Source organism: Peribacillus deserti, assembly GCF_016909175.1.
Classification (GTDB): Bacteria; Bacillota; Bacilli; order Bacillales; family DSM-1321; genus Paraperibacillus; species Paraperibacillus deserti.
The window spans coordinates 171,389-180,872 of the sequence record NZ_JAFBFI010000009.1; the positions used below are offsets into that span (position 1 = coordinate 171,389).

Consider the following 9,484-nt stretch of genomic DNA (forward strand, 5'->3'; position numbering starts at 1 on the left):
AGCAGCCAGGAAGGCCGCTTATAAAGGCTTTATATTCCAGATTTCATCGGCATACTCTTTCACCGTACGGTCACTGGAGAAAAAACCGGACATGGCAATATTCTTAAGGCTTTTCTGGGACCAGCTCGCTTGGTCTTGATATGCTTCTTCAACCTGCCTTTGTGTGCTTATATAAGAAGCAAAATCACGAAGAACGAAAAACTGGTCATTCTCTGTAAGAAGTGAATCAAATATGGTTTCAAAATGCTCCGAAGAATTAGGAAAAAAACCATTGATAAGCTGATTGCAAATAAGCTGGATTCTTTCGTCACCATGATAATAATCATACGGACTATAGCCGCCATTAGCTAAGTAGCTTATGACTTGATCTGCATTTAAACCAAAGATAAAGATATTTTCAGGACCAAGACGTTCTTCCATTTCGACATTCGCTCCATCTAAAGTTCCAATGGTCACTGCACCATTCATCATAAACTTCATGTTTCCTGTTCCTGATGCTTCCTTGCTTGCAGTCGAAATTTGTTCGCTGACTTCTGTTGCCGGAAAGATTTCCTCAGCTAAGGAAACATTATAATTTTCCAGAAATACAACCTGTATATAAGAGTTAACATCTCTATCATTGTTAACCTTCTCAGCTACAGAATTAATCAATTTTATTACTTTTTTGGCATAATAATAGCCCGGGGATGCTTTTGCCCCAAATATAAAGGTTCGAGGATAGGGTTTATAATGCTTATCCTCCTTCATTCGATTATAAAGATGCATAATGTGAAAGACATTTAACAGCTGTCTTTTATAAGCATGCAGTCTCTTTACCTGCACATCAAATATGGAATCCACATTAACCCGTAATCCAGTATTTTTATAAATTCTGTCAGCCAGCTGATGTTTCTTTATTTTCTTCACGTCTCTCAGGCCGCCAAGAAAACTATTATCATTATAATACGGATTGAGCAATTCAAGCTGTTCAGGCGAACTTTTCCACTCTTCCCCAATTGCTTCTGTGATTAAGCCACAGAGTTCTGGGTTAGCTTTCATCAGCCATCTTCTATGTGTAATACCATTTGTTTTATTATTGAATTTGGAAGGATAAAAGTCGAAGAAGTTTTTCATTTCTCTATTTTTTAAGATTTCAGTGTGAAGTTTAGCGACTCCATTTACACTAAAACTGCCTGCTATGGCTAGATGTGCCATTTTTACTTCGCCATGGGCGATTATAGCCATCTGTTCGATATGATTCCAGTTTCCCGGATAGGCCGCCCAAAGATCCTGGCAATACCTCTCGTTTATCTCATGGATAATCATATAGATGCGGGGCAGCAAGGGTTCCAATATTCGAACAGGCCATTTTTCAAGCGCCTCTGAAAGGGTAGTATGATTGGTATAGGATATGCATTTAGTCGTAATATTCCATGCGTCATCCCAAGTTAGATTTTCTTCATCAATCAAGATTCTCATCAGTTCTGGAATCGCAAGGACCGGATGAGTATCATTAATATGCAATCCTATCTTTTCATGAAACAAATGAATATCATTATATTTTTTGCGGAATGATCCCATAATGGATTTTAAAGTGGCTGCTACCAGGAAATACTGCTGTTTCAGCCTAAGAATTTTCCCTTCATCATGTGTATCATTAGGATACAAAAATTCTGTTACAGCTTCTGTTTCCCGTTTGTATTTCATGATATCCTTTTGCCATGGAACCAGAGCCGGCTCCGCACTCCATAGCCGGAGGGTATTCACAGTTTTATTTTGATACCCGACTACCGGCACATCATAGGGTACAGCTAAGACCTTGACCGCATCTATATGCCTGAATTTTAGCCGGCCACCATCTGAATAGCTTTCAACCGTCCCCCAAAATGGAATCTCCTCTGCAAGGTCGGGTTTTCTTACTTCCCATACAAAACCATGGCTTAGCCATTGCTCTGGAAGCTCAACTTGAAAACCATCCACAAACTTTTGTTCAAATAATCCGTGCTTATATCGGATGCCGCAGCCATGGCCCGGAAGGGATAGAGAGGCTAGTGAATCAAGAAAGCATGCGGCCAGCCTCCCAAGTCCTCCGTTTCCAAGGCCTGCATCAGCTTCAATGTCCTCAATATCTGAAAGGTCAATGCCCAGTTCATCGAGACCTTCTTTAAGAAGTTCAGTGATTCCTAAATTCAATAAATTATTGCCCAGGAACCTCCCTGGCAAAAATTCAATGGAAAGGTAGTAAATTTGCTTGGACTTTGAGGTTCTTGCCTTTTCTGCCGATTCAATCCAGTCTTTACTGATATATTCCCTAACCATCATTCCCAATACATGAAACTGATCTCTTCTACATGTTTCTTCCACGCTCTTTCCATAAGTCATTTCAAGTTTTCTTAGAAACAACTCTTTAAATTGTTCTTTATCAGAAAACATGGCTTCCACTTCTGCTGACCAGCTCCTTATAAAGCAGATTATACTGATTAGCTGACTGGGACCAGCTGTAATCCTTTTCCATTGCCTGTTTTACTATCGTTTTCCAGGATTTTTTATCCCGGTAAAAGGAAAGGGCACGCTCAATGGTGAACAGCATATCATGCGCATTAAAATTGTTGAAAGAGAACCCATTTCCTTCCCCTGTCCATTCATTATAAGAGGCAACCGTATCATTCAGTCCGCCTGTTTCTCTTACAATGGGGACTGCTCCATATCTCATGGCTATAAGCTGGCCTAATCCGCATGGTTCAAACATGGATGGCATTAAAAATAGATCGGCACCTGCATAAATTTTATGTGCCAATTCCTCGTTAAATCCAATGACAGCTTTAACTTTGTAAGGGTAATAACGCTCCATTGACTGAAAGAATTCGGAAAATTCTTGTTCACCGGTTCCTAGGATAATGATTTGTATATCCTGATTTACGATTTCTTGAAAAACAGCCTTTACAAGATCAAGCCCCTTCTGCTTCGTAAGTCTCGTAATCATGGCCATCACCGGTATATCTTTGTTCTCAGGAAGGCCTAAAGATTTTTGGATGGCCAGTTTATTATCTATCTTCCCTTCCGGAGATGCAGCACTGTAATTTTTCAAAAGGAAGGGATCTTTTTCTGGATTGTAAAATTGATAGTCAATTCCATTCAATATTCCCGAAAGACTGTTATTTCTGCTTCTAAGCAGTCCATCCAGCTTTTCTCCGAAATAAGGGGTCTGTATCTCCTCCTTGTAAGTAGGGCTGACAGTTGTAATATAATCAGATGCAACAATACCCGCTTTCATGAAACTCACGTTACCATTAAACTCTATATGCTCAGGCCGGAAATAATATTCACTTATTCCGAGCAGGTCGCCCATAATTTCTTGGGGGTAAATGCCCTGAAATTGAAGGTTGTGAATGGTAAATACAGTATTTATAAAATCATATCCATCCCGATCCTGATATTCTGTTTTGTATAGGAAAGGCACCATTCCTGTATGCCAATCATGACAATGAATTACATCCGGGGCGGGAATATGCTGCAATGCATCCAGTACAGCCCTGGTAAAAAACGAGAATCGTTCCCCATCATCAAAATACCCGTATAAATCATCTCTTTTAAAGTAATACTCATTATCAACAAAATAATAAGTTATTTCGTCTTGTTCTAAACTAAAAATGCCGCAATACTGATCACGCCAGCCAACCTGGACATAAAACTCCGCTATCTTGGACATTTTATCTGTATATTTCTGTTCTATAGTTTTGTACTTAGGCAGGACAACCCTGACCCGGTTTCCATGCTTGGCAAGTTCCTGGGGCAGGGAGCCGGCTACATCTGCCAGACCTCCTGATTTGACAAATGGTACACATTCCGAGACAGCAAAGAGTATATCCATCAGCTCATCAACACTCCTTGTACCGCACCCTTCTTGATGACAATCGGTTCATCACTTCCGCCTGTTAAATGGACACCATCCTCAATGCGCACATCCTTATCCAGGATCACAGAATCCAGAACACAATTCTCACCGATAATGCTTTTTTGCATGATAATGCAATTTTTGACCACAGACCCTTTTCCGATTTTGACTGATCTTGATATTATACTGTTTTCTACATGGCCTTCTATCACACAGCCATTTGCAATCATGGAATTTGTCACATTAGAATTTTTAGTATATTTGGTTGGCGGTTCATCTTTAACTTTTGTGAATATAGGCTGGCTTTCCTTGAAAAGTTTTTGCCATTTAGAAGGATTCAGAAGCTCCAGGCTTGTTCGGTAATAAGTTTCAATAGAATCGACCATCACACAATAATCCTCATATTCATACGTACAAACCTGGTAGGAATGCTTAGGATCCTCGATTAGGTCATACAGGCACTGATAGCCGGTTATATCTCTCTCCACAATTAAATCTATTAGAAGCTCACGCTTTAGCAAATATGTCTCTAAAGAGCGGCCCTCACTTACTACTTCCGTAATATCACAGCCATTTTCAATATGCTTTTCTAGAATTTCACAGAAATCAACGTTTAGAACGGTGTAGCAATTGGAAACGATGGCATATTCTTGTGTACTTCTTTTAAAATAATCTAAATGATAGGAAAAACATTGGAATGAACCTATATGATGAAATGGGATGTCCAGATTCGGAGCAGGGAAGAAAAAGAGACCATCACGCTTCCGGTTCAAATCCCAGTTCTTACCGGATTCCAGGTGATCCATTAGGGAACGATAATGATATTTTGGAAACACCGCAACACTGGATATTCCCGAATTAACCATACTGGAAAGAACAAAGTCAATTAGACGGTATCTCCCTCCAAATGGAAGTGCTGCTAAGATTCGGTGTTCGGTAAGGTCCTTTAACGGATCTAGATATGTGGTAGCATCTATTACACCCAGGATATTTTTATTCATATATGTTCTCCTTTCAAATATAATGAATCCGAATAGTTTATTTTGCCATTAAAAAATCTTGGATCATTGTTTCTGTAACCAATACAATATCATCATTCTCTGGATCTGGGCTTATGACCACGCCAGCAGGAACTCTCAGGTTCGATGGAACAATAGCCCTCTCTACATGGGCTCCTTCACCAATCACAGCTCCCGGCATGACCACCGATTCAAATATGTTCGCCCGTTTATGGACCGTAACTCCTTGAAACAGGACCGACCTTTCAACTTGCCCTTCTACAAAACAGCCCTCATTAATCAGCGACTCTTTCACTCTCGCGTCTGGCGCTACATACTGAGGCGGCTGATTAGGATTCACAGAATATATACGCCATGAATGATCATAAAGATCGAGTGAGTTACTTTCATCCAGCAAGTCCATATTGGCTTCCCAAAGACTTTTAATCGTCCCGACATCCTTCCAGTATCCCTTAAAAGGAAAGGCATTGACCTTTTTCTTCTCTCTAAGCAGCTGTGGAATGATATCCTTGCCAAAGTCTCTGCTGGAATCCGGCATCTCCGCATCTTTAATAAGAGCTTCTCTTAACACACTCCAATTAAAAACATAAATGCCCATAGATGCTAAGTTATTGCGGGGATGCTCCGGTTTTTCATCAAAGTCGGTAACTTCAAGTTCCGAATTGGTATTCATTATGCCGAATCGGCTCGCTTCTTCCCAAGGGACCTCAATAACTGAAATAGTTGCGTCAGACTTTTTCTTCTCGTGAAACTCTATCATGGTGGCATAATTCATCTTATAAATGTGATCACCCGATAAAATCAACACATATTCAGGATTATAGCCATCTATATAGGTAATGTTCTGATAAATAGCGGATGCCGTTCCTGTATACCACTTGACTTCCTTTGTTTCCGCATAAGGCGGCAATACTGTAACTCCGCCATTTTTTCTATCTAAATCCCATGCACTGCCAATTCCAATATAAGTATTTAGAACAAGAGGCTGATATTGGGTGAGAACACCTACTGTATCAATTCCTGAATTCGTACAGTTGCTAAGTGTAAAATCAATAATTCTATATTTTCCACCAAAGGGTACTGCCGGTTTGGCTATGTTCTGTGTTAAATCATTTAACCGGCTTCCCTGCCCTCCTGCTAAGAGCATTGCTACGCATTTTGTTTTCACCATCAACGTTTTTCCCCTTTCTCTTTTTGATCTTTTTGAACACTGTCATCCCTAAAGCAGGAATACGGATACGCAAATTAAATGGCTTTCCGTGAAATACTCCTTTTTCCGCTGTTACAGCTTTCTTATTTATATAATGACCGCCTCCATACTGGAGGGAGTCGCTATTAAAAACTTCTTTATACTCCCCAGGTCCCGGGATTCCAATAAGATAATCCTCAAAACTATGCCGGGAGAAGTTACACACAACGATTAGAAATTCATCCTCTGAGCTTCCTCTTCGTATAAATGAGAAAATGGACTGTTCAGAGTTATTAGCATCAATCCACTCGAAGCCTTCTGAAACGGAATCAAGCTCATACAAAGACTTTTGCCGTTTTGAAAAAGAAACCAACTCTCTAACATATGCATCCATCTTCTGGTGCATGTCATATTCAAGTAAATTCCAATCAAGCTGTTTCCAAACATCCCATTCGGAGAATTGTCCGAACTCTCCTCCCATAAATAGTAATTTTTTCCCTGGATGAGTAAACATGAATCCGAATAAAAGGCGGAGCTGGGCGAATTTTTCTTCATACGAACCAGGCATTTTGTCCAACAGTGATTTTTTGCCGTGAACAACTTCATCGTGGGAAAACGGCAAAAGAAATTGTTCGCTAAAAGCATACATCAGTGAGAAGGTTACTTTATGATGTAAAGAAGCTCTGTTTTGGGGTTCTGCTCGCATATAGAGCAAAATATCGTTCATCCATCCCATATTCCACTTATACGTGAAGCCAAGGCCGCCATAAGACACTGGCGCTGTCACTTGGGGATAATCGGACGAATCTTCTGCAATTTTTAAAAAATGAGGATCTTGCTCTTCAATTACGGTGTTTAACTTCTGTAAAAAATGGATTGCAAATGTATTAGTCTCTTTGTAATCCCCGCCCGGCCAATAAATAATGTTTGCGACGGCATCCATTCTAAAGCCGTCGATGTGATAATATTCCATCCAGAAGCGCGCATTAGAAATAAGGAAGCTGTGTACTTCGTTACGTCCAAGATCAAAATTCGCAGTGCCCCAGACCTTGTTTTCCCGGTGCTTTTCGGTAGGATATTCAAACAGCGGTTTCCCGTCAAAATAGTATAAGCCATGGGCATCTTTTATAAAATGGCCCGGGACCCAATCCATAATGACACCGATGTCATTTTGATGGCATAAGTCGACAAACCTCATAAATTCCTGCGGTGTTCCATATCTGCTGGTTATCGAATAATATCCTGTCCCCTGATAACCCCATGAACCATCATAAGGGTGCTCGATCATCGGCAGCAATTCCACATGGGTAAAGCCATGTTCTTTCAGATAGGGAATTAATTCATCACCCATTTCCGTGTATGTTAGAAATGATCCATCCTTATTCCTTTTCCAGCTGCCAAAATGCATTTCATAAATACAGACGGGCTTGGATAATGTGGATTGTTTTGCTTTTTTCTTCAACCAGGCAGAATCATTCCATTTGTATCCCGATAAATCCCAGACCATGGAAGCAGTCCCAGGCCTTTTTTCTGAATAAAAGGCAAAAGGGTCGGCTTTCATAAATTGGCTGCCTTCCTCAGTAATGATTTCGTACTTATACAATTGCCCCTGAAGATTCACTTCTAATTCAATCTCCCAGACTCCTTCATCGTTGATCCGGTGCATCTCATACCCTTGGCCCTTCCACCCGTTAAATTCACCGGCAACCCGCACCTGAGCAGCATTAGGAGCCCATACACAAAAACGGGTTATGACAGATCCATCTTTCTGAATAAGATGGGATCCAAATAACTTATATGCCTCATATAGTGTTCCTTCGTGAAAAAGATGAAGGTCATAACCAGAAGCTGTATTCACAGACACGACATTCACTCCCTAATCAAAATCAAATCTTGGAAGAACAAAAAACTTATTTCACTAAAATGCATGCAAGGGAGTTCAATAAGAATATAAAATGAATCATTATTCATCTTTCCCTCGAGATTTCAATTAAATATTTATAACTTCTAGATAAAAAGATAAATTCCTGTATAAATATTCTTAATTTTGTAAAAATAGTTATATGGTCCTATTTAATTCAAGCTAAGCATTTAGCAAATATGGGAAACCTGAAGAAACTTTCGGAGGATTATAATGCGAATGGTGAGAACAAGATCCTCGAGGAACGCTTGTTTACTTACTTTTACTTTTCATTTGTGCGTCCTAGACAGTTTTAGAGCTGAAAAGGGCTTTATAGAGCGAACGGACCTAACTTCGTTGTCCACCTAGTTATTTGGGGTAAAAAAGTTTTGGCTTTGTCTTTTACCCTTTTTGTATGTGTGGTAAACCAGAAAATTGTAATGGAAGAATTCAGAGGATAAAATAAGGTTAATAAAGGATTTTGGAGGATATTTTGGCGTGTATTTGAATAGAAGAGCCGCTACAGCAGGTTCCATATTTTCACTTGTCTAATGCTTCTCTGGCAGTGCTGACGGTTGAAAACAGCCACTCTATAATTGTATAAATTTTGTGGTTCGTAGTTATACGCAGCTGTTCAATTTTCCCAGATGGCTACAATCTCAAGGTATGTATAAAAGATTAATTTAAAACAAAACAAAAAGAGCTGTGTACATGTGTACACAGCTCTTTTTGTATGACCCCTACGGGATTCGAACCCGTGTTACCGCCGTGAAAGGGCGGTGTCTTAACCGCTTGACCAAGGGGCCGATGGCGGAGAAGGAGGGATTTGAACCCTCGCGCCGCTTACGCGACCTACACCCTTAGCAGGGGCGCCTCTTCAGCCTCTTGAGTACTTCCCCATATGGCTCCGCAGGTAGGACTCGAACCTACGACCGTTCGGTTAACAGCCGAATGCTCTACCACTGAGCTACTGCGGAATGGTGGGCCTAAATGGACTCGAACCATCGACCTCACGCTTATCAGGCGTGCGCTCTAACCAGCTGAGCTATAGGCCCATAAAAATGGAGCGGGTGATGGGAATCGAACCCACGACATCAGCTTGGAAGGCTGAGGTTTTACCATTAAACTACACCCGCGTTGCTATGGGGCGACTGATGGGAATCGAACCCACGAATGTCGGAACCACAATCCGATGCGTTAACCACTTCGCCACAATCGCCATAAAAGTAAAATGAATGAATAAAGTGGTGGCTCAGGACGGAATCGAACCGCCGACACAAGGATTTTCAGTCCTTTGCTCTACCGACTGAGCTACTGAGCCATACTAACAGTTTGTAGTTAAGCTTATATGTCCGAATCTTGCTTCCTCGAACTATCCAACTTATTACAATCCATGCTGAAATATAATAAAAATGGCGGTCCCGACGGGAATCGAACCCGCGATCTCCTGCGTGACAGGCAGGCATGTTAACCGCTACACCACGGGACCACTTATTGCGGGG

5 protein-coding genes and 8 tRNA genes are annotated in these 9,484 nt (G+C 40.8%); all 13 read right to left on the reverse strand.

Going from position 1 to position 9,484, the window contains the following annotated elements; all coding sequences use genetic code 11:
- Positions 1-18 precede the first annotated feature (18 nt).
- Entirely contained in the window at positions 19-2,412 is a 2,394-nt protein-coding gene (locus JOC77_RS11620; RefSeq protein WP_204543431.1) for a glycogen/starch/alpha-glucan phosphorylase, read from the reverse strand.
- Positions 2,402-3,850 carry a glycogen synthase GlgA gene (gene glgA, locus JOC77_RS11625; protein ID WP_204543433.1) on the reverse strand — a complete coding sequence of 483 codons (1,449 nt, stop codon included), beginning with the start codon at positions 3,848-3,850 and terminating at the stop codon, positions 2,402-2,404. Before glgA ends, JOC77_RS11620 begins: the two co-directional genes overlap by 11 nt.
- Positions 3,850-4,875 carry a GlgC family sugar phosphate nucleotidyltransferase gene (locus JOC77_RS11630; protein ID WP_204543435.1) on the reverse strand — a complete coding sequence of 342 codons (1,026 nt, stop codon included), beginning with the start codon at positions 4,873-4,875 and terminating at the stop codon, positions 3,850-3,852. The genes glgA and JOC77_RS11630 overlap by 1 nt, the downstream gene beginning before the upstream one ends.
- A 37-nt stretch (positions 4,876-4,912) precedes the next feature.
- On the reverse strand, positions 4,913-6,064 hold the full coding sequence (locus JOC77_RS11635) for a glucose-1-phosphate adenylyltransferase (protein WP_275585074.1): 1,152 nt from the start codon (positions 6,062-6,064) through the stop codon (positions 4,913-4,915).
- Positions 6,003-7,946, reverse strand: coding sequence for a 1,4-alpha-glucan branching protein GlgB (glgB, locus tag JOC77_RS11640; protein ID WP_204543438.1), 1,944 nt, complete (start codon positions 7,944-7,946; stop codon positions 6,003-6,005). Before glgB ends, JOC77_RS11635 begins: the two co-directional genes overlap by 62 nt.
- Before the next feature lie 770 nt (positions 7,947-8,716).
- Positions 8,717-8,788, reverse strand: a tRNA-Glu gene (locus JOC77_RS11645).
- A gap of 2 nt (positions 8,789-8,790) precedes the next feature.
- Positions 8,791-8,881 (reverse strand) — tRNA-Ser (locus tag JOC77_RS11650).
- Positions 8,882-8,884: 3 nt separating this feature from the next.
- A tRNA-Asn gene (locus tag JOC77_RS11655) sits at positions 8,885-8,959 on the reverse strand.
- Between the two features lies 1 nt (position 8,960).
- Positions 8,961-9,037 (reverse strand) — tRNA-Ile (locus JOC77_RS11660).
- 7 nt (positions 9,038-9,044) lie between these two features.
- A tRNA-Gly gene (locus JOC77_RS11665) sits at positions 9,045-9,118 on the reverse strand.
- A gap of 7 nt (positions 9,119-9,125) precedes the next feature.
- Positions 9,126-9,201: transfer RNA gene (locus JOC77_RS11670), tRNA-His, on the reverse strand.
- 26 nt (positions 9,202-9,227) lie between these two features.
- Positions 9,228-9,303 (reverse strand) — tRNA-Phe (locus JOC77_RS11675).
- Between the two features lie 92 nt (positions 9,304-9,395).
- Positions 9,396-9,471: transfer RNA gene (locus JOC77_RS11680), tRNA-Asp, on the reverse strand.
- Positions 9,472-9,484 lie beyond the last annotated feature (13 nt).

Excerpts from the sequence above, each read along its gene's own strand:
- JOC77_RS11620 (WP_204543431.1), bottom strand. The coding sequence starts at position 2,412 with ATGTTTTCTGATAAAGAACAATTTAAAGAGTTGTTTCTAAGAAAACTT.
- glgA (WP_204543433.1), bottom strand. The coding sequence starts at position 3,850 with ATGGATATACTCTTTGCTGTCTCGGAATGTGTACCATTTGTCAAATCA.
- JOC77_RS11630 (WP_204543435.1), bottom strand. The coding sequence starts at position 4,875 with ATGAATAAAAATATCCTGGGTGTAATAGATGCTACCACATATCTAGAT.
- JOC77_RS11635 (WP_275585074.1), bottom strand. The coding sequence starts at position 6,064 with ATGGTGAAAACAAAATGCGTAGCAATGCTCTTAGCAGGAGGGCAGGGA.